The following is a 23805-nucleotide window of genomic DNA, read 5'->3' on the forward strand; positions in this document are numbered from 1 at the left end:
CCCGGGGGGGGGGGGGGGGGGGTGTGGGGGGGGGGGGGGGGGCCCCCCCCGCGGGGGGGGGGGGCCGGGGGGGGGGGGGGGGGGGGGGGGGGGGGGGGGGGGCCCGGGGCGGGGGGGGGGGGGGGGGGGGGGGGGGGGGCCCCCGGCGGGGGGCCCCCCCCCGCCCCGACACCCTGTCGGCAATCGCGCACCCCCACCCGGCGTAGCGTTGCCCCTATGACTGCGTACGGATCCTTTCCCGGCGCGCGGCCGAGGCGGCTGCGCACGACCCCCGCGATGCGGCGCATGGTCGCCGAGACGCGGCTCCACCCCGCCGATCTGATCCTGCCCGCCTTCGTGCGGGAAGGGATCAGCGAGCCCGTGCCCATCTCCGCGATGCCCGGCGTCGTCCAGCACACCCGCGACACCCTGCGGAAGGCGGCCGTCGAGGCGCTTGAGGCCGGGGTGGCCGGGATCATGCTGTTCGGGGTGCCTGAAGACGCGAAGAAGGACGCCGCAGGGACCGCGGGGACGGATCCGGACGGGATTCTGCAGGTCGCGATCCGGGATGTTAAGGCCGAGGTCGGTGACGAGCTCGTGATCATGTCCGATCTCTGTCTGGACGAGTACACCGATCATGGACACTGCGGGGTGCTGGACGCCGAAGGGCGCGTCGACAATGACGCGACGCTCGAGCGGTACGCCGAGATGGCCCAGGTCCAGGCCGACGCCGGTGTCCATGTCGTGGGGCCCAGCGGGATGATGGACGGCCAGGTCGGCGTCGTCCGCGATGCGCTGGACCAGACGGGACACGAGGACGTGTCGATCCTCGCGTACACCGCCAAGTACTCCTCCGCCTTCTACGGGCCGTTCCGGGAGGCCGTCGGGTCCTCGCTGCGCGGTGACCGCAAGACGTATCAGCAGGACCCGGCCAACCTCCGGGAGTCCCTGCGGGAGTTGGCGCTGGACCTGGCCGAGGGCGCCGACATGGTGATGGTCAAGCCCGCGGGTCCGTATCTCGATGTGCTGGCGAAGGTCGCGGACGCCGTGGACGTGCCGGTCGCCGCGTACCAGATCAGCGGTGAGTACGCGATGGTCGAGGCCGCCGCAGAGAAGGGCTGGATCGACCGGGACAAGGCGATTCTGGAGAGCCTGCTCGGCATCAAGCGGGCCGGCGCGAGCATGATCCTGACCTACTGGGCGACCGAGGTCGCCCAGGGCTGCTAGCTCTCGAGAAGCAGTTCCCCGTGTGCTTCGACAACCTGCCGCTGACGTCCTCCTGTGCACGACGGCGGTGACGGGCGGCCCTGCGTGGGCGACCCGGACGGCGAGTTGGGGCGCGGCCTGTTGCCGGCGGACGCGCCGACCGACGCCTGGGGTGTCGGCCGGCGCGATCCGGGCAAGGTGGTGTGGTGCGCGTTCACCTGGCCTTGAGCCGGGGTGCCGGTTCAAGGCCGGGTGACGCTGCGGCCGATGCCTACGACGCGTCGAGCACTGTGCCGGTCAGTGCAGGGCCGTGCGGCTCGCCCTCGTCGTCGGTGGGCTGGAGGCCCACGTACTCCGTCGGCTCCGCCACCTGGTCGCGGACCGTGGGCACGGTCACCTCCGCGCTGGTCTTCCCGGCCGGTACCGACACCCACAGGTTGGCGTGCTCCAGCCGGGACAGGGGGACTTCACCGTTGGGGACCTCGCCGACCATGTCGAGCAGCCACTTCGGGTCGACGTCCTTGGTGGACAGCTCGGGGCGGCCCGGGAGGGGCACGAGTCGCAGCGTCCTCGTGATCTCCACATCGGCGGGCGCGGAGAGGGAGACCTGCCACTTCAGGGGCTGCCCCTCGGTCACCTTGTCGGCGACCGGCTTCACGCTGATCTCGGGCATCGGGTCGTCGTTCTCGGCGGTGACCCCGCCGGCGTGCGAGCCGACGACGGCCCCACGGACCGCCTTCACGAGCACGTCGTGGGACACGTCCCAGGAGTACCGCTTGTCGCCCTTCACCTTCACCGGTACGTCGATGTTGCTGCTGCCGGGCCGGACCGTCACCAGCCGGTCCTTCGCCTTGCCGGTGACCGGGTCCAGGACGTACAGCCGCACCGCGCCGCTGCCCTTGCCGGACATGCGCACGGGCACCCGGTACGTGCGTTCGCCCGAGTCGCCCTCCTTGACCTTCAGGCGGCCGATGTCGACACGGGTCAGCGGTGCTTCCCGCACGGCGGGGGTGCCGGGGCTCCAGGCCCAGGCGTCCATCAGCCACGCCCGTCCGGAGCGTGTGCGCGGGGTCAGCTCCAGGGAGGCGACCCGCCGCAGGTCGAGACCGGCGCGGGTGGCGGCGGTGAGCGGTACGCGCACCTCGCGCGCCCAGTAGGAGGAGGTGCGGTCGCTGCCCGGCAGCCCGTCCACCCGGACGCGACCGAGGTTCGCCCGCTTGCCGGAGGCGTCGGTGACGGACACATCCAGCTGCGTCTCCGTCGAGTTCGGCGGCACGAAGACACGCAGCGCGAGGCTCTTGGCGCCCTTGACGGAGAGCGGCTTCTCGGGGCGCACCTTCACCGCCGAGCCCGGCGCGGACCAGCGCAGCGCCACCGCCCGGCGGCCGGTCTCGCGTTCCGGCTGCCAGCGCGCGAAGTGCGGCGAGGAGCCCCCCGCCTTCGCGTCCAGGCAGGCGGTACGTGGGTCGGGGTCGATCGCGGAGCAGAGCCGTCCGCCGGTCACCTTCACGGAGCCGTCCGGCAGGAACCCGGCACCACGGTTCGCGCCGACCGCGTGGGTCAGCACCCGCGCGGGGTCGGCGGAGGGAGCCCGGCGGCCCGAGCCGTCGAGCAGCTCGCGCACCCGGTCGTCCCCGGCGACGAACAGCCGCGCGGCGGCGGCGATGTAGGTGGCGCCGGCACGGTGCTGCTGGTCGGCGGTCAGGCGGGTCGCGGTGCCCGGCGAGCACACCGGGTCCGGCTGCTCGGGGTCGTGCCAGAAGTCGTCGTCGGCGGGTGCCTGGGCCCGGCCCGGCGTCCACTCGCTGTTGAAGTAGTTGTGGTTGGCGCCGACCATGTAGACCGCGCTGTGCAGGGCCTTGCCCCGGCTGACGCCGCGGGTGCCGTCGGCGTACACCTGGCCCTGGAGGTCGGAGACGTCGCCGTCGCAGCCCGGCAGGATCGTCAGCGACGGCACGTCCGGCACCGGGTTCTGACCGAAGATCGTCGGTCCGATCAGCACGGTCCCGCGGATGTGCCAGCGCACCTTTCCGCGGTAGCCGTCCTGGCCGGGAGGGGGCGGGTAGAGGCTGTCCATGGCGGCTCGGTTGACGCCCTCGCCACCGCGCGAGTGGCCGACGAGCAGAACGCGGGACAGGTCGGCCTTCGGAGCCTTGCGTACGGCCGCCGGCGCCTTGGCCGGCTCGGCGGCCCAGTCGGCCCACCGCGCCAGGTGTGTCCGCACCAGTGAGGAACGCGCCTGCGCTCCGCCGTCCTCGGCGTCCCCGTCCTGGCCATTGATGCCGTTGGCGGAGATCGACACGGTCAGATAGCCCTGGGAGGCCAGCAGCTCCTGGTCGCGCAGATAGCCCCGGTGGCTCGGGATCGGCTTGGCACCCTTCGCGCAGGGCCAGTCGATGTTCGACTCCTCGCCGCCCGGGACGTAGCACGTGGCGTGCCGGCCGTGCAGGAACAGTGCGATCGGACGCTTGCCGGTGGCGCCCTTCGGCGCGACGACGACGCCGCGCATCTCGACGGGTGCCGAGAAGCCGGGCAGGCGGACGGGGTCGAGCGTGTACTCGCCGGTGACCGTACGGTACGTGCCCGGCTTGCCCGGATCGACGGAGCCCGCCGGGAGCCGGGCGGGCGGTTTGGCGGCGGGTGGCGCGGAACGCCGGTCGCGGGCGTCGGACGCCTCATCGGCCCGGTCCAGCCGCCGGCCCGCCGCCAACACCTGAAGGTCTGTCAGATCTGCTGTGCGTGCGTCGTCGAGGGCCAGCCGGAAGGTCCGGCCGTCCTTCGCCTGCTCGGGCACGCCGACCAGCTTGCCGTCGGCGTGGAACTCCACGCGCGCGTCGCCCGCCGGCACCGGCCTCGGGGAACGCCACTCCAGCGCGTTCTCGCCGTCGGTGTTCGTGATCCGCCAGCCGGGCGGTAAACCGCCATCGTCGTTCGCCGCCGTGGCGGTCCTGACATCAGGTGGCTGCGGCCGGGCCTGCGCCACTGCCGGCGACACCCCCGCCACCGTGAGCACCGCTATCGCGGTGGCCCATATCTTCCGGGCACGTATCAACGGTCCCCTCCTCAATCCCGTGGGTCGGGCGCCCGGTCCGCTCGGGTGCCTCTCGATCTCGGAGGACGGGGGGAAGATTCTTCGGGTTGCCTGTGGGTCCGCGTGAACATGGCGGCCGCGGGCCCGGGGGAACGCCCCGGGGCCGCGGCCCGTTCACGAGCCCATCAGGGCGGTCAGCAGTAGAGATTCCCGCCCGGGGCGACGCCCAGGATCTGGGTGAACTGCTGGTAGCTGTTGACGCGGCTCTGGACCTGCGCCGGGTTCTTGCCGTCGCACTCCAGCGAGCCGTTGATGGAGCGGATGGTCTGGCCGAAGCCCGCCTGGTTGACCATGGCGTTGTGGGGGGTCATCGTGCCCGGGCCGTTCTGGGTGTTCCAGTACCAGAGGCCGGTCTTCCAGGCCACCGCCGCGTCGTTCTGCACAAGCCAGGGGTTGTTGAGCAGATCGATGCCGAGCGCGTCGCCCGCGGCCTTGTAGTTGAAGTTCCAGCTGAGCTGGATCGGACCGCGGCCGTAGTACGCCGCCTGGCCGGCCGGGCAGCCGTAGGACTGGCTCCAGTCGCAGTAGTGCGGGTAGTTGGCCTGGTTCTGCTCGACGACGTAGACCAGTCCGCCGGTCTCGTGGCTGACGTTCGCGAGGAAGGCCGCGGCCTCCTGCTTCTTGACGGTGTCGCTGCCGGTGTTCGCGAAGCCCGGGTACGCGCTCAGCGCGGCCTTCAGCCCGCTGTAGGTGTAGAACGAATTCCGGCTCGGGAACATCTGGTTGAACTGCGCCTCGCTCACGACGAAGCCGGAGGGGGACGGGTCCCCGCCGCCGCTACAGGTGTACGGGTCCCAGAACCAGGTGCTGATGGTGGGGTCGTAGCCCGGGTTGTCGTGCTCGGCTATGTAGTACTTGCCGTCGGTGTATTTGACAACGTTGCCAGTGACGTACGACGTACCGGCGGACCAGTTCGGCGCGGAGGTGCAGGCGTCCGCGGTGGCGGCGGATGCGGCGGGCATGAAGACCGCCGCCAGTCCGCTTCCCGCCAGGATCGCGATCAGCAACGCCACGATGCGGTGTCTCAGCACTCGATCACTCCTTTGCGCGCAACGGCCTTGCCCGGAACGGGACTTGCGGTCCGGGCAGGCCGCGGTGGGGGGTTGTGTCGCACACTCAAGCGCGTTGACGTGATCGAGTCAAGGTATAGACCAATGTGAATCAGGGTCAGCCGAAAACTGTTCCTCCGGTCAGTCCCACCAGAAGGTCCAGTGCTGCTTGCCCAGCAGCGCCCGTTCCGCGTACTCGCGGATCGTGTCGTACCCCTGCCGGACGTTGTCCGGGCAGAACGCGTGGTGCTCGGCCGCGACCGCGAGAGCCTCCGTCATCGTGCGGGGCGGGGCCGCGACCGAGACGTCCAGGCGGTCGAAGTGGAGCGCCACAACGCGTATGCCGAAGCGGTCCTCCCAGGAGCGCAGGACGGTGGACAGCAGGCCGGTGTCCGCGTGGTTGCACGGGCCGAGCCAGCCCAGCGCGGCGGGAATGTCCGCGCTGCGGCGGACGGGAATCAGCCCCGCCCGGGCGGCCTTCAGCCGCCCGGCGTCCAGCAGTTCGGCGGCGACGCGAGCGGCCGTGGCGTCCGCTTCGGCCAGCGGCTCGCCCGCCGGGGCGAGACCCGGCCACTCGGGCGTGAAGGGGGCGATGGTGTCCGCGTCGCCCTGGTCCGCGTCCTCCGCCTGGACGGAGGACCAGAGCGATATCAGGACCTCTTCCAGGTCATGGTCGTCGGGGTGTGACACATGCTCGACATCGAGATCCTCGTCCCAGGTGAGGGAACGGCTCTCGTCGTTCACGAGCAGCACCGGGTGCATGCCGCACGCCTCCCGGGCGGGCAAGAGGCGTGCCCAACTGTCGTGCTGCGCCGGGTCGTTCGCGTACCAGAGGGACGGCTGGACGCGCATGGCACCGGACGGCAGATCCAGGCCGAGTGCGCTCGGGTTGATCACCATGCAACCGACCTTAGGGGCCGCCACTGACAATCGGCTCAGAGTATGGTGGCGGTGAAGACGGGGCCAGTTCGCCCTGGGTGAGTCCGGCGAACTCCCGGGACATCGCCAACTGCGCGCCTACGAGCTTCATCGCCGAGGCGTTCCTCCGCTGCCGCTTTCTGGGGTGCATACACGTCCAACTCCCCGCCCACGTACGCACGTCACGCCCTGCGGGCCCGTACGAATTTCTTGTACGGGTTCGCTGTCACTCCCTGAGCAGGTCGGCGATGCGGGACAGGCCGTCGGCCTCGTAGCCCTCGGTCATCGCGCGGTCCAGGATCGCCTGGAAGGGCTCGAAAAGATCAGTTCTGACGCCCTGGTCGCGGAAGGCGGCGAGGAAGTTCGGGAAGGCGGCGTGGTTCACGGCGAGGCTGGAGACGTCCGTGAGGTGCCGGCCCGAGTCGATCGATTTGGCCCACTGGGGCGCGCCGGCGAGCATCGCGCCGATCCAGGGGACCAGGAGCTCGGCGAACTCGGTGGCGGGGATGTCCTCCGTACGCACCAGGGCGTAGGCCTGCATCACGCCGAGGACCATGCCGTACATGCCGGTCAGCAGCGCCAGGTCGTAGAGCGCGGCGAGGCCGGGGTCGGTGCCGACGTACTTTGTGCCGCCGAGGGCGGACAGCGTCTCGCAGTGGGCGTCGAACGTACCCTGCGGGCCGCTGTAGAAGACGTACGCGTGCGGGCCCGCGATCATCTGCGGTACGGCCATGATGCCGCCGTCGAGGTACTCGGCCCCGTGCTTCGCCGCCCAGACCGCCAACTCCCGTGCCTGGGCCGGGGTTCCGTTGGTGACGTTGACCAGCGTCCTGCCCGAGACCTCCTCGGCGAGCGTGGCGAGGAGCTCCTGGACGTTGTCGTTGGTGAGCAGGCAGACAACGACCAGGGGGCTCGCGGCCACGGCTTCGGCCGGGGTACCGGCGGGGAGCGCGCCCTGGGCGACCAGCGGACCGGTCCTGGCGGCGGATCTGTTCCAGACGGTGACGGGGTGCCCGGCCTTCAGGAAAGCGGCGGCGAGGGCAGAGCCCATCGTTCCGAGGCCGAGAACGGATACGGCGGACTTGGGCGCGGACATGGAAGGGCTCCTCGGGAGGGACGTAAGGGATCTCCTCCGATCCTCATGCCGCGCCGGAATGCCCACAAGTACCGACTATTTGGTCAGCTACTGACCTGAAGGTGAGTACGAGGCCGCCAGGCCTGGGCACACTCGCATCCGGCTGGGCGGGGCCGAAGTCATCGACTAGTGGTGATCTGCGCTCCGGCGGCGCACTCTGGAAGAGGTACCGGAGGTGATCCGCCATGCAGACACTCGTCGGATGGCACGTAGAGATGGAATTCAGCGAGGAAGGCGACCGGACCAGGTCGGCCGCCATGGTGAGACTGGGCGACGGCACGGAAATACGCGGCCACGGTAATGCCCAGCGTCACCCGTCCGATTCGGAACAGCTGCGGGTCGGCGAGGAGATCGCCGGCGCACGAGCGCTCATGGACATGGCCTCGCAGCTGCTGCAGAAGGCCCACGTGGAGATCGACGAGGCCTCGGGCAGAAAGTCGCACGCACTGATGTGACGGGATGCGGTGCGGCCCCCGCCGGGGTTTCCGGCGGGGGACGCACGCGTGCGCCCTACGCGTATACGCGGCCTGGGCGCCTGGCACGCCCTACGCGCCTTAGTAGGTGAGTGCGTCCTCCATGCTGCGCTGCCAGTAGCTGACAGCGGTGGTGGAGTCGGCGTATGTGCCCGTCGGCAGAGCGAGTCCGACGGGGGTACCGGTCGAGCCCGAGCCGCCGCGCGGCGCGAAGTGGACGGTCAGACGCTTGGCCGTGTAGCCGTCCTTGCCGCTGCCGTCGGCGCTCGACAGCAGGATGGAGGCGTAGGCGGACTCACCGGGGGCGATGGTGGTGACCGCCTGCGGCCGGCTGTCCTCCATCACCTGCGTGACGGCCTGGGCGTCGTCGAAGCGGAGCAGCGGTGCATGGTAGGCGTTGCACGCCTTGGAGCCGGTGTTGGTCACGGTGAGCAGCAGGTGGTTGATGGGGCGGGTCACCTTGCTGACGGTGACCTTGGTGTTCGCGCCGCTGCAGGCGTCGGTGACGGGGCCGGGGTCACTGATGCCCTTCCCCTTGTCCTTGCTCTTGTCCCTGCCCTTGTCCTTGCCGTCGCCGGCCGCCGAGCCGCCGCTGCTGCCGCCGTTGCCCTTGTCGCTGCCCGCGGGGGTGGATGTGGGGTCGGCATCGGGCTTGCTCCGGTCGGCGGTGGGACTCACGGACGCACCCGGGTTCTTTGCGTCGTCGTCGGACTGGCACGCCGTCAGCGAGAGGGCGGCCAGCAGAGCGGTGGCGGCGACGGCGGTGGTGCGGAAGCGGGCGTTGCGCATGGTGTTCGGTTCTCCCCGTGTGGTTCGTCTGTGGTTCGTCCGTGGATCAGAAGTGGCAGATGAGGGCCGTGACGACCGCAGTCGCTGTGATCAGTACAAGCACGGCCATGACATCGACGAGGCTGTTGCGGATGCGGGTTCGCATGGGCTGCTTCCGGCTGCTTCCCGGTGGGCTGTGCGGTGCGACCACAGACTGCGCGGCGGCTGATTCCGGCCGCAACAGCCCCTGAACCATTGGGGATGCTGGAACGCTTGCGCGTACGGTGACCTGGGGGGATATCCCGTCCCTGGAACGGCGTTCCGGGACAGCCGGCAGGGCTTACGAGGGGGAACACAGCACGTGGCGAGGCTGGAGGCCGAGGAGTTCGCGGCCCTGCTCAGGGAACTCAAGGACCGCTCGGGACGCAGCTACGGAGTCCTCGCGGGCAAGCTGCATGTGAGTACGTCCACGCTCCACCGGTACTGCAACGGCGATGCCGTCCCAACCGAGTACGCCCCCGTGGAGCGGCTCGCCCGGCTGTGCGCGGCGACGCCGGACGAGCTCGTGGAGCTGCATCGGCGATGGATCCTGGCGGACGGCGCGCGGCGGCGCGCGCGGGCCGAGGGCGCGGTGGTGCCGTACCCCGTGCCGGAGGTGCGTGAGCCGGACGCGGTGCCCGAGGCTGAGCCGGACCCCGTGCCGGAGGCTGAGGCAGCCGAGCCTCGCGCCCGCCACCCCAAGAGGCTGCGGATCGCGCTCGCCGCAGGCGCCGTTGTCGCCCTCGCCGTGCCGGCCGCCTTCGTCGCGAGCCACGCGGCCACGCAGGACCAGGACGGCAAGGGGCAGTCCCACGCCGTCGCCGGGGCCAGCGCCCCGCCCGGCACCGCCGCGCCCCGGTCCGCGTCACCCAGCGCCTCGCCGAGCGGCAGCCCCGCCCCCAGCACCTCGCCCAGCGGGAGCCCGGCGGCGACACGGTCGAAGGGCGTGGCCTCCACGGCTCCGGCTCAGGCCGGCGGCGTACCGCTGCGGGTGGGCGTCAGCTCGTACAACTGGGATGAGCCCTGCGGTCAGTACTACCTACTCGACCAGGCTCCCGACGCGGTCCCACCGCCGCCCGCGCCGCAGGACAACCGGAGCTGGGCCCGTGCGCTGGGCGGGGTGGACGGCGGCCACATGCTGCTTCAGCTGACCGCGACGGGCAAGACAGCGGACTCGGTGGTGCTGAACGCCGTGCATGTACGGGTCGTTGCGCGCAGCGCACCCCTCGACTGGAAGGCGTACTCGATGTCCTACGGCTGCGGTGGCGGCATCACCCCGCAGACCTTCGACATCGACCTGGATGCAGGGCAGCCGTTGGTGAAGCCCGTGGCGGGGCAGGACGGCGACACCGTCGTGCCCGCCAAGGACTTCCCGTACAAGGTCGCGTCCAACGATCCGCAGGTGCTCAACCTCGACCTCCACACCGAGGGACACGATGTCAGCTGGTACCTGGAGCTCGACTGGAGCAGCGGGGACCGGCGGGGGACGGTACGTGTCGACGACGACGGGAAGCCGTTCCGTACGAGCGCGATCAAGGGGCGGACCGAGTACGGGTACTGGCCGGACAAGAGCGCGTGGGTCGCGCAGCCCGCGCCCTGAGGGTCTCTGTCGTAGGAGACCCTCAGGGGACTGACGGTCAGAGGCGCTCGGGGGTGCGGATGCCGAGGAGCGCCATGCCCTGGTGGAGCGTGCGGGCAGTGATGTCGCACAGGAACAGACGGTTCTCGACCTGGGCCGGGGTCTCGGCCTTCAGGACCGGGCACTCGGCGTAGAACGTCGTGTAGAGGGACGCGAGCTGGTACAGGTACGCGGCCAGTTTGTGCGGCTCGTACGTCGACGCGACCTCCGCAAGCGTCTCGCCGAACTGGTCGATGTGCAGGCCCAATGCGCGCTCCGCCGGGGCCAGTTCGAGCTCCGGGTGCGCGGCCGGCTGGGCCTCGCCCCGCAGCCGCAGGATCGACTGGATACGGGCGTACGCGTACTGCAGGTACACCGACGTGTCGCCGTTCAGCGACACCATCTGGTCCAGGTCGAACTTGTAGTCCCGGGCGGCGGAGGTCGACAGGTCGGCGTACTTCACTGCGCCGATGCCGATCTGCGCCCCGTTCTCGATGATCTCCTCTTCGGTGAGGGCGATCTTCTCGTTGTTCTTCTCCCGTACGACCGCCGTCGCCCGCTCCACCGCCTCGTCCAGCAGGTCCACCAGCCGTACCGTCTCGCCCTCACGGGTCTTGAACGGCTTGCCGTCCTTGCCGAGCACCGTGCCGAACGCCAGCTGGACGGCCTTGACCTCGTCGTTCAGCCAGCCCGCCCGGCGCGCGGTCTCGAAGACCATCTTGAAGTGCAGGGACTGCCGGGCGTCCACGACGTAGATGAGCGTATTCGCCTTGAGGTTCTGCACCCGGTCGCGGATGGCGGAGAGGTCGGTGGCCGCGTAGCCGTAACCGCCGTTGCTCTTCCTGACGATGAGCGGGGTCGGGTTCCCGTCCGGTCCCTTCACGTCGTCGAAGAACACGCACAGCGCACCCTCCGAGCGGACCGCCACGCCCGACTCCTCCAGGAGTCGGCAGGTCTCGTCGAGCATGTCGTTGTAGCCGGACTCGCCGACGATGTCGGGGTCGCGGATCTCCATGTCGAGCTTGTTGAAGACCGAGTAGAAGTAGATCTTCGACTCGTCGACGAACCGCTGCCAGTGGGCACGCGTCTCGGGGTCCCCGGCCTGCAGGTCCACCACCCGGTTACGGGCGCGGTCCTTGAACGCCTCGTCGGAGTCGAAGAGCGCGCGCGAAGCCTTGTAGATGCGGTTCAGGGAGGACATCGCCTCCTCGCCGGTGACCTCCTCGGCGCCCTCGTGGTCCAGCTCGTGCGGGTGCTCGATCAGGTACTGGATGAGCATGCCGTACTGGGTGCCCCAGTCGCCGATGTGGTGGCGCCTGATCACCTTCTCGCCCGCGAACTCCAGGATCTGGACCATCGCGTCGCCGATCACCGCGGAGCGCAGGTGGCCGACGTGCATCTCCTTGGCCACGTTCGGCTGGGCGTAGTCGATGACCGTGGTGCCCGGGTTCTGCGCGTACGGAACGCCGAGCCGGTCGTCGGTGGCGCGCGCGGCGAGGGTCTTCACGATCGCCTCGTCGGTGAGCGTGATGTTGAGGAAGCCGGGGCCCGAGACCTCGATCTCCTCGATCAGGTCACCGGAGGGCAGGCCCGCGACGACCTTGGCCGCCAGCTCGCGCGGGTTGCCCTTCAGCTTCTTGGCGAGCGCCAGGATGCCGTTGGCCTGGAAGTCGGCCCGGTCGCTACGTCGCAGCAGGGGATCGGCGGAACCGGCCTCCGGCAGAGCTGCCGAGAGGGCGTCCGCGAGGCGCTGCTGCACGGTCGAAGCGAGGGAAGGGACCGAGGCCATGAGCTTCCGTTCTTGTCGAGTCTCGTCGAGAGGTCTATTTCGGTTGTCAAGTGTCCCACGGGGCGGCAGCCTCTCTCTCCCGAGTTTCTGTCCGGTTTCCGTCCGGGACGAGCAACCTCCGAGTGGGGCGTTCCGTCTGGGACAATGGCGTACGACGCCTGTCGAGAACCCCAAGAGAACCCCAAGCATTCAAGGACGTGCCGATCGTGGCTCAGAGCAGCACCGAGACCGACTGGGTCTCCCGTTTCGCGGACGAGGTCATCGCCGAGTCGGAGCGACGTGCGCCTGGCAAACCGGTCGTCGTCGCGTCCGGTCTGTCGCCGTCCGGCCCGATTCACCTGGGCAATCTCCGTGAGGTGATGACCCCGCACCTGGTCGCGGACGAGATCCGGCGGCGCGGGTACGAGGTCCGGCATCTGATCTCCTGGGACGACTACGACCGGTACCGCAAGGTGCCGGCCGGGGTCCCCGGCGTGGACGACTCGTGGGGCGAGCACATCGGCAAGCCGCTCACCTCGGTGCCCGCGCCGGCCGGGTCGGCGTATTCGAACTGGGCCGAGCACTTCAAGGCCGCGATGGTCGAGGCGTTGGCCGAGCTGGGTGTCGAGTACGACGGCATCAGCCAGACCGAGCAGTACACCTCCGGCGTCTACCGCGAGCAGGTCCTGCACGCGATGAAGAACCGGGGCAAGATCGACGCGATCCTCGACCAGTACCGGACCAAGAAGGCTCCCGCGAAGAAGTCGCAGAAGCCGGTGGACGAGGCGGAGCTGGAGGCGGCGGAGGGTTCCGGCGCGGCCGCCGAGGACGACGGCAGCGGCGGTGTCGGCGGCTACTTCCCGTACAAGCCGTACTGCGGCCAGTGCGAGAAGGACCTGACCACCGTCACTTCGTACGACGACGAGACGACCGAGCTCGTGTACACCTGCACGGCCTGCGGCTTCGGCGAGACCGTGCGGCTGAGCGAGTTCAACCGCGGCAAGCTGGTCTGGAAGGTCGACTGGCCGATGCGCTGGGCGTACGAGGGCGTGATCTTCGAGCCGAGCGGTGTCGACCACTCCTCGCCGGGATCCTCGTTCGTCGTCGGCGGGCAGATCGTGCGCGAGATCTTCGACGGCGTCCAGCCGATCGGTCCGATGTACGCGTTCGTGGGAATCTCCGGGATGGCGAAGATGTCGTCGTCCCGGGGCGGTGTGCCGACGCCGGCCGATGCGCTGAAGATCATGGAGGCGCCGCTGCTGCGCTGGCTGTACGCGCGCCGCAAGCCGAACCAGTCCTTCAAGATCGCCTTCGACCAGGAGATCCAGCGGCTGTACGACGAGTGGGACAAGCTGGAGGCCAAGGTCGCGGACGGGACCGCGCTGCCGGCGGACGCCGCGGCGCACTCGCGGGCCGCGCGGACGGCCGCGGGTGAGCTGCCGCGTACGCCGCGCCCCCTGCCGTACCGGACGCTCGCCTCTGTCGTCGACATCACGGCGGGGCACGACGAGCAGACGATCCGGATCCTGAGCGACCTGGACCCGGCGAACCCGCTGTCCTCGCTGGACGAGGCCCGGCCGCGGCTGGACCGCGCCGAGAACTGGATCACCACCCAGGTCCCGGCCGACCAGCGCACCCTGGTCCGCGAGGAGCCGGACACGGAGCTGCTCGGCTCGCTGGACGACCAGGGGCGCGAGTCGCTGCGGCTGCTCCTGGAGGGGCTGGACACGCACTGGTCGCTGGACGGTCTGACGACGCTGGTCTACGGCGTGCCGAAGGTGCTGGCGGGCCTGGAGCCCGACGCCAAGCCCACGCCGGAGCTGAAGGCCGCGCAGCGGTCCTTCTTCGCGCTGCTCTACCACCTGCTGGTCGGCAAGGACACCGGGCCGCGACTGCCGACGCTGCTGCTGGCGGTGGGGGCGGAGCGGGTGCGCAAGCTGCTCGGCGCGTAGCTGCTGCCGTGGCTGCCGCTGTGGCTGCCGCTGTACGGAGGGCCCTCGTCCGGGGATCGGACGAGGGCCCTCCGGCGTTGCCGCGAGCTTTGGTTACGCGATGTGTTCCGCGTCCGCGTCCAGTTCCGTCTGGTAGCGGTAGCGGAAGTCCCGCAGATAGCCCCTGAGCGAGCTCTCGCTCAGCGGGCCGCCGGTGCGGCCGGTGATGCCGTAGAGGTCCATCAGGTAGAGGCCGAACTGCCGGGCGTTCGGGAAGTCGCCGTGCTCACTGACGTACTTGCGGAAGGCGTTGAAGTACGCCTCCTCGCGTGTGAGGTCGTCGGGCAGACCGGACACCGGAAGTTCCTCGGCCTCCTCCGGGTCGGCGTACGCCTCGGCCGGCGGCTCCTGCCCGGCGGCCGGGCCGGGCTCGGCGTACTGGGCCTGGGTCCGGTCGTCCGTGCGCTGGCCGGGGACGACGCCGCCGAGGGGGCGGGTGCGGCCGGGGCCTGCCGGGACGCGCACCGGGGTGGGCTCCAGTCCCTCGACGTACGTCGGGTTGAACGCACTCTCGTACGCGTCCTGCGGCACCTGCGGAGCCGCGAACCAGGGGCTCTCGTGGTTCTCCTGCGGGTACTGCTGCTCCGCGTACTGCTGGTCTCCCTGGCCCTGGCCCTGGACCTGACCCTGGCCACCCGGGATCTGGCCCTGGCCGTCGTACTGCTCGTACTGCTCGTACTCCTCGTGCTCCTGGGGCCACTCCTGCCCGCCGGGCTCCTGGCCCTGGGCCTGCGCCCGCGGCAGCTGGGGCTGGGGCTGCGGTGCCGGTGCCGGTGCCGGCGGGAGCAGCGCCGGCTCGATGCCCGCCGCGGCCAGCCCAGCGGGAGCCGTCTCCGCCAGGGGTACGCCGTACTTCGCGAGGCGCAGCGGCATCAGCGACTCCACCGGTGCCTTGCGGCGCCACGCCCGTCCGAAGCGGGCCTGAAGGCGGGCCTGGTAGATCAGCCGGTCCTGCTCGAGCTTGATGACCTGCTCGTAACTGCGCAGCTCCCACAGCTTCATCCGGCGCCACAGTTTGAATGTGGGTATCGGGGACAGCAGCCAGCGGGTGAGACGTACACCCTCCATGTGCTTGTCGGCCGTGATGTCCGCGATCCGGCCCACCGCGTGCCGCGCCGCCTCGACCGAGACGACGAACAGGACCGGAATCACCGCGTGCATGCCGACGCCGAGCGGGTCGGGCCAGGACGCCGCGCCGTTGAAGGCGATGGTGGCGACGGTGAGCAGCCAGGCCGTCTGACGCAGCAGCGGGAAGGGGATGCGCAGCCAGGTCAGCAGCAGATCCAGGGCGAGGAGGACGCAGATACCCGCGTCGATGCCGATCGGGAAGACGAGAGAGAAGTTGCCGAAGCCCTTCCTCACGGCGAGCTCGCGTACGGCGGCGTACGACCCCGCGAAGCCGATCGCGGCGATGATCACCGCGCCTGCGACGACGAGCCCGATGAGTATGCGGTGCGTGCGTGTCAGCTGCATCGCGGCCACCCGCGATCCCCTCCCGTTTTCGAATCCAGCGGGCACAGCCTGGCACATGCTTGCGGAGCCCGTCCCTCCGGGGAGCGACGGGCCCTGTCAACCGGCCCGGTGCGGAACCTGCCCGGTGCGGAACCTACTTGGCGGTACCTACTTGTTGGCGGCGGTGACCGAGGCCACAGCCTCCTTCGCAGCCGTCACGGCGTCCTTCATCAGGTCGGAGGCGGACGGGCTCTTTGCGCCCGCGTAGCCGGTGCCGTTGTAGGTGAGCGTGATCACGACATTGCCGGTGCGCGCCACGATCGTCGCGTAGGTGAAGTCCTCGCCGGTCTTCTTCAGCTCGTAGCCGACGGCCGTCGCCGCTTCGCCGACGCCGGTCGCGGGCGAGCTCCGCACGCTCTTGGCGCCCTCCGCGGACTTCGCCTTGGAGATCTCCTTGGCGTAGCTGTCCTCGGCGCGCTTCTCGCCGCTGACACCGAGGGACGACTCGGATGCGTACCGGAGGAAGGAGACATCGAGCCAGCGGTACTGCGAGCCCTTGACGCCGTTGTCCTCCAGACCGTTCCAGGAGCAGCTGCCGCGGTTGGCGGTGTCCGTGGAGTTGCCGGCGGTGCCCGACTTGACCTTGGTCTCCGGCACCAGCCGCTCGATCGTCTTCGCGGAGATCGTCTTGCAGGGCTCGGGAAGCTTGGAGTACTTCGCGGGTGCGACGGTCGCAGGCTTCTGCTTCTGCGCATCCGGGGAGGAGGCGGAGGAGGACGAGTCCTTCTTGCTGTCGCTGGCGGAGTCCGACGAGCAGCCGGCGACGACAAGCATCACCGGGACGGCTGCGCAGGCGAGTATGCGGGTGAGTCGCGGGGCTGAACGGTGCATGGTTCCTTCAGTCGATTGTCGTACGGTCCGGTTGTCGTGCGGTCCGGTCGGCGAGGACACGGTACGCGGACATGGCCCGTCCACGGGCGTGTCTCCGGATACGTACGTGCGTCTGCGGACCCGCTCAGTCGGTGAACTGCTCGACGAGTCCGCGGGCCAGACCCTGTGCCTTTTCCTGCAGTTCCTTGCTGTCCGGAACCCCTGTCGTCACGGCCGGCTGCTCGGCGTACACGATGGTCACGATGACGTTCGATGTGCGGAAGACCACGCTCACGGTGCGGCGCTGGGCGGTGGAAACGGCCCCGGCCCCGGTGAGGACGTCGTCGAGGAAGGCGGCGTCGCCGAGGTTCTCGAGCACGCGCGGCTCAAGTCCGTCGGCGGTGCCGGTGCCCGATGGCGTTCCTGTGCCCGCCGGTGTGGATGGTGTCGCCGGCGGAGTCGCGGGTGCCCTGGACGGCGTAGGTGCCGTAGGTGCCGCCGGTGTCGTGGACTTTGTGGGGGACGCGGTGGGGGCCGTGGACTCCTGCCCTTTCTCGTCACGGGGGTCGACGGCGACCGGCAGCGAGGCCCCGGCCTGCTTCTCCGCGAAGACCTCCTGCGCCCGGTCCTCGTCGCTCACCGCCCCGTCGTAGGAGACGACTCGCTCGAAGTCGACCGTGAGGTGGTGGGAGGCGTACGGGGCGTCGGCCTTCCAGCTGCAGCCGACGCGGCGGTCGGTGTCGTAGGTGACGGCGGCCGTACCGCGGTACACGTTCTGCTGCTGTTCCTCGGGCAGCTCGGCGGCACCGGGCAGCAGGTCCTTGAGGGTGGAGCGCTCGACGGAGCGGCAGGGCTCGCGGAGGGTGCGGTACTTGCCCGGGGGTGCGGCGGAGGACTTGGCCCCGCCCGCCTTGGAGTCGGTGGCGGAGCCGTCGGTGCCGGTGCCGGCGGTGCAGCCGGCGACGAGCGCAACGAGGAGCGCCGCCAGGCCGGGTACGTACGCCTTTCGTTGCACGGTCCCAGGCTCCCTTCGGGAAGAAAAACGGTTGCCGCCCGATGGCGGCCGCTGGACACAATGTCTATCGCACACGCTGCCGTGGATGCCGGTCCGTTGAGTCTTTTGCGGTCCTTGGTGCCGGATTTTGCGTTTTAGACTTTTACGGGGGAATCGAGGGGTTATGTCGTATGTAGAGGTACCGGGCGCGAATGTCCCGATCCGGATGTGGACCGACCCGTCGAAGGTCGAGGGCGGCGCGATGCAGCAGCTGCAGAACGTTGCAACCCTGCCCTGGATCAAGGGTCTGGCCGTGATGCCGGACGTCCACTACGGCAAGGGCGCGACGGTCGGCTCGGTGATCGCGATGCACGGGGCGGTCTGCCCGGCGGCAGTCGGAGTCGATATCGGCTGCGGTATGTCGGCCGTGAAGACATCGCTCACCGCGAACGACCTGCCGGGTGACCTTTCCCGGCTCCGCGCCAAGATCGAGCAGGCGATTCCGGTCGGCCGGGGGATGCACGACGACCCGGTGGATCCGGGCCGGATACACGGTTTCCCGACGGGCGGATGGGACGACTTCTGGAGCCGGTTCGATGGGGTGGCCGATGCGGTCAAGTTCCGTCAGGCTCGTGCGACGAAGCAGATGGGAACGCTGGGATCCGGGAACCATTTTGTCGAGTTCTGTCTCGACGAATCGGGTTCCGTCTGGCTGATGCTGCACTCCGGATCCCGGAACATCGGCAAGGAACTGGCCGACTTCCATATCGGCGAGGCGCAGAAGCTGCCGCACAACCAGGGTCTGGTAGACCGCGACCTGGCGGTTTTCATCTCGGACACCCCGCAGATGGCGGCGTACCGGAATGACCTCTTCTGGGCGCAGGAGTACGCGAAGTACAACCGCGCGATCATGATGGGGCTCTTCCAGGAAGTGGTCCGCAAGGAGTTCAAGAAGGCGAAGGTGACCTTCGAGCCGGTGATCTCCTGCCAGCAGGAGGATGCCGAAGGTCAGATGAGGACCGTCGAGTACCGCCCTGGTGTGATCAGCTGCCATCACAACTATGTCAGTGAAGAGCGGTATGAGGGCATGGATCTGCTGGTTACCCGGAAGGGTGCGATCAGTGCGGGCTCGGGGGAGTGGGGGATCATCCCGGGCTCGATGGGCACCGGCTCGTACATCGTCCGCGGCCTCGGAAACCCGAAGTCGTTCAACTCGGCGTCGCATGGGGCCGGCCGGAAGATGAGCCGGAACGCGGCGAAGCGGCGGTTCTCGACGAAGGACCTGGAGGAGCAGACGCGGGGTGTGGAGTGCCGTAAGGACTCCGGCGTCGTGGATGAGATCCCGGGTGCGTACAAGCCGATCGAGAAGGTGATGGAGCAGCAGCGGGACCTGGTGCAGGTCGTCGCGAAGCTCAAGCAGGTCATTTGTGTGAAGGGCTGAGGAACAGCACACCACCTGATCGACAAGCCCCAGACTGATAGCAGTCCGGGCCTTCCGCTCGTTGGGGTGTCTGTAAGCCGCCACCTGACCATGCAGGACATCAAGGCCGCCCCGGCTCCGGACCTGGTCGGGCGGGACTTCACCGCCGCACGGCCCGGCACGAAGCTGGTCGGGGACATCACGCATCTGGCGACGGTCGAGGGCTGGTGGTTCCTGGCCACGGTGATCGACCTGGCGACCCGCGAAGTCATCGGGTACGCGATGGCCGAGCACCACCGCGCCGAGCTGGTCACCGACGCCCTGCGCATGGCCGCCGGCCGGGGCGCGCTCCAGGCCGGCTGCATCATGCACACCGCCGCGGCAGCGAGTATACGAGCGGTGAATTCCGTGCTCTGGTAAGGGAGTTGGATCTGAGGCAGAGCATGGGAAGAACTGTCATATGCTACGATAACGCCGCAGCGGAGAGCTTCTTCGGACTGCTGAAAGCGGAGATCGGCACCACCCTCTGGGAGAGCCGCGACGCGGCCCGCGCAGACGTCTTCCGCTTCATCGAGGTCGAGTACAACCGCACCACGTTCCGCAGACACCCCGAGTTCGGGTACCTCACCCCCCTCGAAACCCGGACCAGGCTGCAGCACGACTTCACCCCCCCCGCAGCGTAAGAACACGCTGTCCAAGATCAGGGGGGAACTTCACGGCCTGTGATCGGGTGGGCCCCTGCTGAGGGCGCGTGAGTGTCGAGACCATCGCCTGGTCGAGACGGAAAGTGAGTCGACGCCAGCATGACAGCCGAAGTGAGAGGGGAACCCGTCGGCGGATTTCCCGGCCGGGCGCGAGAAGTCGCGATCCTGCGCGCGGTGCTGGCGGGCGAAGGTGGCACCGGGTGCGTCGCGGTCACCGGTGAACCGGGGATCGGCAAGAGCCGGCTGCTGACGGAGCTGGGGAAGCTCGCGAACACAGCAGGATGGACGGTCCGCAGCGCACGCGCGGCGGAGTTCGAGTCCCACATCCCGTTCGGTGTGTTCGTCAACGCGCTCGACGACCAGCTCGCCGAGCTGGGCCCGGAGCGTCTCGCCGCCCTCGGGCAACAGCAGCTCGCACTTCTCGCGTCCGTGTTCCCGGCGATTCCCGCCGCCGGCCCCGCCGACCTGGTCGACGCGGAGCGGTACCGGCTGCACCGGGCGGTTCGGGCGTTGCTGGAGCTGGTCGCCGAGCCGTCCGGGCTGGTGCTCGTCTTCGACGATCTGCACTGGGCGGACGAGGGTTCGGTCGAGCTGCTCGACCACCTGTTGCGCCACCCGCCCCAGGCGCGGCTGGTCTTGGCATTGGCGGGCAGGCCCCGGCAGACGTCGCTGCGGCTGTGGCACGCGCTCTCCCGCGCCGCGACCGACGGAGGGGCCGAGCTGCTGGAACTCGCACCACTGAGCCAAGCCGATGCCGGCCACCTCATGCCGGAAGGTCTGGGCCGTTCCCGGCGGGAAGAGCTTTACCAGGCCAGTGGCGGAAACCCGTTCTACCTGGAAGCCCTGGTGCGGGCGGGTGAGCGGGGTATCGCCGTCGGTGATACGGCGCTCCACCCCGACGGTGCGATCCCGGTGGCGGTCCACGCGGTGCTCGCCGCCGAGTTGGCCGCGCTGACCCCGCAAGAGCGCGTCGTCGCGCACGCCGCCGCGGTCGTGGGTGACGACTTCGAGGCTGATTCGCTCGCCGAAACGGCGGCAATGGACGCCGGGTCCGTGCTCGCCGCGCTCGATCGGCTCGCCGAGCGCGACTTGGTGCGGCTGGACGGCGCGACCGGCCGGTTCCGGTACCGGCATCCGCTGGTGCGCAGCGTCGCCTACCAGGACGCCGGTCCGGGCTGGCGGCTTCAGGCACACGGCCGGGCCGCGTCGGCACTCCGGAGCCGGGGCGCGCCGCCGGCCGAGTTCGCCCGGCACGTGGAGCGATCCGCCGTCCGCGGTGACCTCGAGGCGGTCGCGGCGCTCACCGAGGCGGCCGAGGCGACGATGCACACCACGCCGGCGACCGCCGGGCACTTCCTGCGGGCGGCCATCCGGTTGTTCCCCGACTCGGAGTCGGCCACGCCGCAGCGCCTGATCCTGCTCGGCCGGCTGGCACACGCACTCGGTGCCACGGGCGACCTGCGGCAGGCCAGGGAAACCATGCACGAGGTGCTGCGGCTCCTGCCTGCCGAACTCACCCAGATCCGGGCACAGACAGCGCGGGCCTGTGCGACGGTGGAGCAGATTCTCGGGCGCTACACCGAGGCCAGGGCGATGCTACACAGCGAGTGGAGACGCGTCGAAGGTGTTGACGCCCACTCGGCGGCCTTCCTGCTCGTCGCGCTCGTTGCCGGTGAAAGTGTCGAGCGCGAGCACGGACAGGACCGCGTGGCCGAGGCGATCGCCGCCGCGCGGGAAGTCGGGGATCCGATGCTGCTGGCGACGGCGTTGTCGGCTGCAACGCTCATCGACCGGCGGGCGGACCGGCTGGACGAGGCGGCCGCACTCCTGGACGCGCTGCCCGACAGCGACCTGGTCCGCGACATCGATGCGGCGTTCTGGCTGAGCTGGTCGGAAGTCTCCGCCGACCGGCTCATGGCGGCGAGCCGGCACATGAGCCGTGGCCTGCAACTGGCTCGCGCGAGCAGGCAGTCCCACAAGATCGCGCTGCTGACCGCGATCCGCGGCATGGTGCATGCCTACCTCGGCGAGCTGGCGGCGGCGACGACCTGCTTCGACGACAGCCTGGAGTCGGCGGAACTGACCGGCAGTGAGGAGCTGCGCGTCATGGCGTTGACCTTCGGGTGCTGGATCACCACCTGGCGCGGCGACCTGGCCGAGGCCATCCGCCTGGGTAAGGAGGCCATCATCGTCGACGACCAGGCGACGGCCATGAGTTCCTGGCGCAGTGGCCAGGCCGAGGCAATGCTGGCGCAGGCGATGTTGCACTCGGGTGATCCGCACGCTTGCATCGAGCTGCTGCTCACCAGTGGCGGTGGGACCGAGCTGCCCGCGGTGGGCCTGCGCACCAGGCCATTGGTGTACCTGATGCTCACGGAGGCGGAGGTCGCAGCCGGCCGGGTTGCCGCGGCCGTGGCATGGGCCGACCGAGCGGAGGACGCGGCCGGCCAGCTCGAGCTTCCGCTGCGCACCGCCATGGCACAGCAGGCCCGCGCGATCGCCACGCTGCCAACGGATCCGGCGGCAGCCGCACCGCTCGCTGTCGCCGCTGCCGGCACGTTCGGCCGGATCGGAGCGGCCGTGGAGGCCGGGCGGGCGCACTTGCTCGCCGCGACGGCGTTCGGCGGCAGCGGGGCGATCGACCAGGCCCGTGCGCACCTCGTGTCCGCCCGTGCGTTGTTCACCCGGTGTGACGCACAACTGTTCCTGCCTCAGGTCGCGCGCGAGGAGCGGCGCCTGAACGCGCGCGGCCCCCGGCCCGAAAGCGGCGCCGAGCGGTTCGACTTGACCGCCCGTGAGGTCGAGATCGTCAACCTGGTCTCGGACGGCCTGACCAACCGGGACATCGGCCTCCGGCTGCATCTGAGTCCCAAGACCGTCGAAGTCCACCTGGGCCGGGCCTACGCGAAGGTCGGCGTCTCCGGTCGTGCTGCTCTGGCCGGCGTGTGGGCCGCCGTGGCGCGTGATTGAGGACGCCACGGCAGCCAACAACTCAGTTGCCGAGGCCGCGTACGTACAGGTTGAACTTCCGGCTGGTGCCGTCACCGCCCAGGTTCGTCGCGCTGGTTGTGAAAGCGACGTGGTGGCCGTCGGCCGAAATCGAGGGGCTGTAGCTGTACCCATCGCTCTGCGAGCCGTCATTGGCGACGCTGACCCTGGTCGTGGTGGCGGTCACCCGGTCTCGCACGTACACGTCCCAGCTTGAGTTGGTGTCGCCGGTGACCAGCTTGTCCTCGCCGGACACGAACGCGATGTAGCGGCCGTCGGCGGAGAGCGTCGTCCGCTCCTGGCCGGGGGTCTTGCTGTCGCTCAGGCCATTGGGGCCAAGGTTCACCTGCGTCGTCGTCCGGGTAACCCGGTCGTACAGGAAGATGTCGGTGTCGATCGGACCGCCGGTGTCGCCCGCCACCAGATTCGACGCCGTGGATTCGAACGCGACGAAGCGGCCGTCGGCCGAGATGGTCGCCGTGCGACTGGCGGAATTGCCTTCGTTGCCGTCGGGACCGACGCTGATCCGGTCGGTGTACCCGGTCAGCCGATCGTGCACGAACACGTCGTCCGCGTGGTTGTTGTCGGGGAACAGGGACAGTGTCTTCGCCCCGGAGGAGAAAGCGACGTAGCGCCCGTCTGCCGAAATCGACGGCAGTTGGCTGATGTCGTCGCCCTGGCGACCGTTCGAATCGACGCTGACCCTGGTGGTCTCACCGGTCTGCCGGTCCCGCACGAAGACGTCGTGGATGTCGTTGGTGTCGCCGAACACCAGGTTCGACGCGGGAGAGTCGAACGCGACGAACCGGCCGTCGGCGGAGATCGACGGATGGGAACCCTCACTGTCGCTCTGCTCGTCGTGGCTTCCGACGCTGACCCTGGTCGTCTCACCGGACTGCAGGTCGTGCACGAAAATGTCGCGGTAGCGGTTGGTGTCACCGGCCACCAGGTTCGTCGCGAAGGACTCGAACGCGACGTAGCGGCCGTCGGCGGAGATCGACGGATTCCGGCTCACGTTGTTGGCCTGGTTGCCCGCGGAGTCGACGCTGACCCTGGTGATGACGCCGGTCTGCCGGTCGCGCACGAACACGTCGTCCGCTCGGTTGGTATCGCCGGGCACCAGGTCCCTTGCCAGCGAAGCGAAAGCCACGTAGCGGCCGTCGGCGGAGATCGACGGCCCGCTGGCGGAGTTGCTGATCGGTGCCGTGCCTGCCGGCTTCGGTTCGGCATCCGTGGCATGCGCGACGCCGCCCGATAGCAGCGCCGCGACGATTCCCGACGCGAGCACTGCGCGCCCTGCGTTGCGGATTACGGAGAGACGTCTCATGGGTGTCCTTCTGTT

The 23805-nt window shown here is 69.8% G+C and carries 19 protein-coding genes; 9 read left to right on the forward strand and 10 right to left on the reverse strand.

Translation table 11 applies throughout. The annotated features are described in order from the left end of the window. Nucleotides 1-216 precede the first annotated feature (216 nt). Complete coding sequence (hemB, locus tag ACFYXH_RS00005) at nucleotides 217-1206, forward strand: porphobilinogen synthase (protein WP_389559240.1); 990 nt, start codon at nucleotides 217-219, stop codon at nucleotides 1204-1206. Nucleotides 1207-1260: 54 nt separating this feature from the next. Next, complete coding sequence (locus ACFYXH_RS00010) at nucleotides 1261-1413, forward strand: hypothetical protein (RefSeq protein ID WP_389559242.1); 153 nt, start codon at nucleotides 1261-1263, stop codon at nucleotides 1411-1413. A gap of 43 nt (nucleotides 1414-1456) precedes the next feature. Here ACFYXH_RS00010 and ACFYXH_RS00015 read toward each other — a convergent pair whose 3' ends face one another. The 4 genes from ACFYXH_RS00015 to ACFYXH_RS00030 form a co-directional block, all read right to left on the reverse strand. Continuing rightward, nucleotides 1457-4237 carry an alpha/beta hydrolase family protein gene (locus ACFYXH_RS00015; protein ID WP_389559244.1) on the reverse strand — a complete coding sequence of 927 codons (2781 nt, stop codon included), beginning with the start codon at nucleotides 4235-4237 and terminating at the stop codon, nucleotides 1457-1459. Between the two features lie 173 nt (nucleotides 4238-4410). Continuing rightward, nucleotides 4411-5307, reverse strand: coding sequence for a glycoside hydrolase family 19 protein (locus ACFYXH_RS00020; protein WP_389559246.1), 897 nt, complete (start codon nucleotides 5305-5307; stop codon nucleotides 4411-4413). 159 nt (nucleotides 5308-5466) lie between these two features. Next, complete coding sequence (locus ACFYXH_RS00025) at nucleotides 5467-6225, reverse strand: DUF4253 domain-containing protein (RefSeq protein WP_389559248.1); 759 nt, start codon at nucleotides 6223-6225, stop codon at nucleotides 5467-5469. A gap of 244 nt (nucleotides 6226-6469) precedes the next feature. Beyond that, nucleotides 6470-7339: an NAD(P)-dependent oxidoreductase gene (locus tag ACFYXH_RS00030; protein ID WP_389559250.1), complete on the reverse strand. Its 870-nt coding sequence runs from the start codon at nucleotides 7337-7339 to the stop codon at nucleotides 6470-6472. Between the two features lie 224 nt (nucleotides 7340-7563). On the opposite strand from ACFYXH_RS00030, the gene ACFYXH_RS00035 reads away from it, so the two are divergent. Then, nucleotides 7564-7833: a DUF1876 domain-containing protein gene (locus ACFYXH_RS00035; RefSeq protein WP_389559251.1), complete on the forward strand. Its 270-nt coding sequence runs from the start codon at nucleotides 7564-7566 to the stop codon at nucleotides 7831-7833. Nucleotides 7834-7932: 99 nt separating this feature from the next. Here ACFYXH_RS00035 and ACFYXH_RS00040 read toward each other — a convergent pair whose 3' ends face one another. Beyond that, a complete protein-coding gene (locus ACFYXH_RS00040) occupies nucleotides 7933-8640 on the reverse strand; it encodes a DUF4232 domain-containing protein (RefSeq protein WP_389559253.1) in 708 nt (235 codons plus the stop codon). A gap of 340 nt (nucleotides 8641-8980) precedes the next feature. On the opposite strand from ACFYXH_RS00040, the gene ACFYXH_RS00045 reads away from it, so the two are divergent. Continuing rightward, nucleotides 8981-10258: a helix-turn-helix domain-containing protein gene (locus ACFYXH_RS00045; protein WP_389559255.1), complete on the forward strand. Its 1278-nt coding sequence runs from the start codon at nucleotides 8981-8983 to the stop codon at nucleotides 10256-10258. 37 nt (nucleotides 10259-10295) lie between these two features. Here ACFYXH_RS00045 and argS read toward each other — a convergent pair whose 3' ends face one another. Then, nucleotides 10296-12065 (reverse strand): arginine--tRNA ligase, encoded by a 1770-nt coding sequence (argS, locus tag ACFYXH_RS00050; protein ID WP_389559257.1) that lies wholly within the window; start codon nucleotides 12063-12065, stop codon nucleotides 10296-10298. Nucleotides 12066-12262: 197 nt separating this feature from the next. On the opposite strand from argS, the gene lysS reads away from it, so the two are divergent. Further along, a complete protein-coding gene (gene lysS, locus ACFYXH_RS00055; protein ID WP_389559259.1) occupies nucleotides 12263-13996 on the forward strand; it encodes a lysine--tRNA ligase in 1734 nt (577 codons plus the stop codon). Nucleotides 13997-14089: 93 nt separating this feature from the next. Here the strand turns inward: lysS and ACFYXH_RS00060 are convergent, their stop codons facing one another. The 3 genes from ACFYXH_RS00060 to ACFYXH_RS00070 all read right to left on the reverse strand — a co-directional run bounded on the left by ACFYXH_RS00060 (nucleotide 14090) and on the right by ACFYXH_RS00070 (nucleotide 17372). Further along, nucleotides 14090-15517, reverse strand: a complete 1428-nt coding sequence (locus ACFYXH_RS00060; RefSeq protein WP_389559261.1) for a DUF2637 domain-containing protein — start codon at nucleotides 15515-15517, stop codon at nucleotides 14090-14092. Between the two features lie 138 nt (nucleotides 15518-15655). Beyond that, a complete protein-coding gene (locus ACFYXH_RS00065; RefSeq protein ID WP_389559263.1) occupies nucleotides 15656-16378 on the reverse strand; it encodes a DUF3558 family protein in 723 nt (240 codons plus the stop codon). A gap of 124 nt (nucleotides 16379-16502) precedes the next feature. Then, nucleotides 16503-17372: a DUF3558 domain-containing protein gene (locus ACFYXH_RS00070; RefSeq protein ID WP_389559265.1), complete on the reverse strand. Its 870-nt coding sequence runs from the start codon at nucleotides 17370-17372 to the stop codon at nucleotides 16503-16505. Nucleotides 17373-17535: 163 nt separating this feature from the next. On the opposite strand from ACFYXH_RS00070, the gene ACFYXH_RS00075 reads away from it, so the two are divergent. From ACFYXH_RS00075 to ACFYXH_RS00090, 4 genes are all read left to right on the forward strand, one after another. Next, nucleotides 17536-18792, forward strand: a complete 1257-nt coding sequence (locus tag ACFYXH_RS00075; RefSeq protein WP_389559267.1) for an RtcB family protein — start codon at nucleotides 17536-17538, stop codon at nucleotides 18790-18792. A 66-nt stretch (nucleotides 18793-18858) separates the two neighbouring features. Then, nucleotides 18859-19191 (forward strand): DDE-type integrase/transposase/recombinase, encoded by a 333-nt coding sequence (locus tag ACFYXH_RS00080; RefSeq protein WP_389559269.1) that lies wholly within the window; start codon nucleotides 18859-18861, stop codon nucleotides 19189-19191. A gap of 23 nt (nucleotides 19192-19214) precedes the next feature. Further along, nucleotides 19215-19454, forward strand: a complete 240-nt coding sequence (locus tag ACFYXH_RS00085) for an integrase core domain-containing protein (RefSeq protein ID WP_389559271.1) — start codon at nucleotides 19215-19217, stop codon at nucleotides 19452-19454. A 120-nt stretch (nucleotides 19455-19574) separates the two neighbouring features. After that, the gene (locus ACFYXH_RS00090; RefSeq protein WP_389559273.1) at nucleotides 19575-22445 is read left to right on the forward strand and encodes an ATP-binding protein; all 2871 of its coding nucleotides are present in this window, start codon (nucleotides 19575-19577) and stop codon (nucleotides 22443-22445) included. 22 nt (nucleotides 22446-22467) lie between these two features. Here the strand turns inward: ACFYXH_RS00090 and ACFYXH_RS00095 are convergent, their stop codons facing one another. Continuing rightward, nucleotides 22468-23790, reverse strand: coding sequence for a hypothetical protein (locus ACFYXH_RS00095; protein WP_389559275.1), 1323 nt, complete (start codon nucleotides 23788-23790; stop codon nucleotides 22468-22470). Nucleotides 23791-23805 lie beyond the last annotated feature (15 nt).

This window comes from Streptomyces sp. NPDC002730 (assembly GCF_042888805.1).
In the GTDB taxonomy this organism is placed as follows: domain Bacteria; phylum Actinomycetota; class Actinomycetes; order Streptomycetales; family Streptomycetaceae; genus Streptomyces.

What these genes read in the sequence shown, in the direction of transcription:
- ACFYXH_RS00025 (WP_389559248.1), bottom strand. Translation starts at nt 6,225, where the DNA reads ATGGTGATCAACCCGAGCGCACTCGGCCTGGATCTGCCGTCCGGTGCC.
- ACFYXH_RS00085 (WP_389559271.1), top strand. Translation starts at nt 19,215, where the DNA reads ATGGGAAGAACTGTCATATGCTACGATAACGCCGCAGCGGAGAGCTTC.
- ACFYXH_RS00035 (WP_389559251.1), top strand. Translation starts at nt 7,564, where the DNA reads ATGCAGACACTCGTCGGATGGCACGTAGAGATGGAATTCAGCGAGGAA.
- argS (WP_389559257.1), bottom strand. Translation starts at nt 12,065, where the DNA reads ATGGCCTCGGTCCCTTCCCTCGCTTCGACCGTGCAGCAGCGCCTCGCG.
- ACFYXH_RS00065 (WP_389559263.1), bottom strand. Translation starts at nt 16,378, where the DNA reads ATGCACCGTTCAGCCCCGCGACTCACCCGCATACTCGCCTGCGCAGCC.
- ACFYXH_RS00040 (WP_389559253.1), bottom strand. Translation starts at nt 8,640, where the DNA reads ATGCGCAACGCCCGCTTCCGCACCACCGCCGTCGCCGCCACCGCTCTG.
- ACFYXH_RS00030 (WP_389559250.1), bottom strand. Translation starts at nt 7,339, where the DNA reads ATGTCCGCGCCCAAGTCCGCCGTATCCGTTCTCGGCCTCGGAACGATG.
- ACFYXH_RS00075 (WP_389559267.1), top strand. Translation starts at nt 17,536, where the DNA reads ATGTCGTATGTAGAGGTACCGGGCGCGAATGTCCCGATCCGGATGTGG.
- ACFYXH_RS00095 (WP_389559275.1), bottom strand. Translation starts at nt 23,790, where the DNA reads ATGAGACGTCTCTCCGTAATCCGCAACGCAGGGCGCGCAGTGCTCGCG.
- hemB (WP_389559240.1), top strand. Translation starts at nt 217, where the DNA reads ATGACTGCGTACGGATCCTTTCCCGGCGCGCGGCCGAGGCGGCTGCGC.
- ACFYXH_RS00090 (WP_389559273.1), top strand. Translation starts at nt 19,575, where the DNA reads ATGACAGCCGAAGTGAGAGGGGAACCCGTCGGCGGATTTCCCGGCCGG.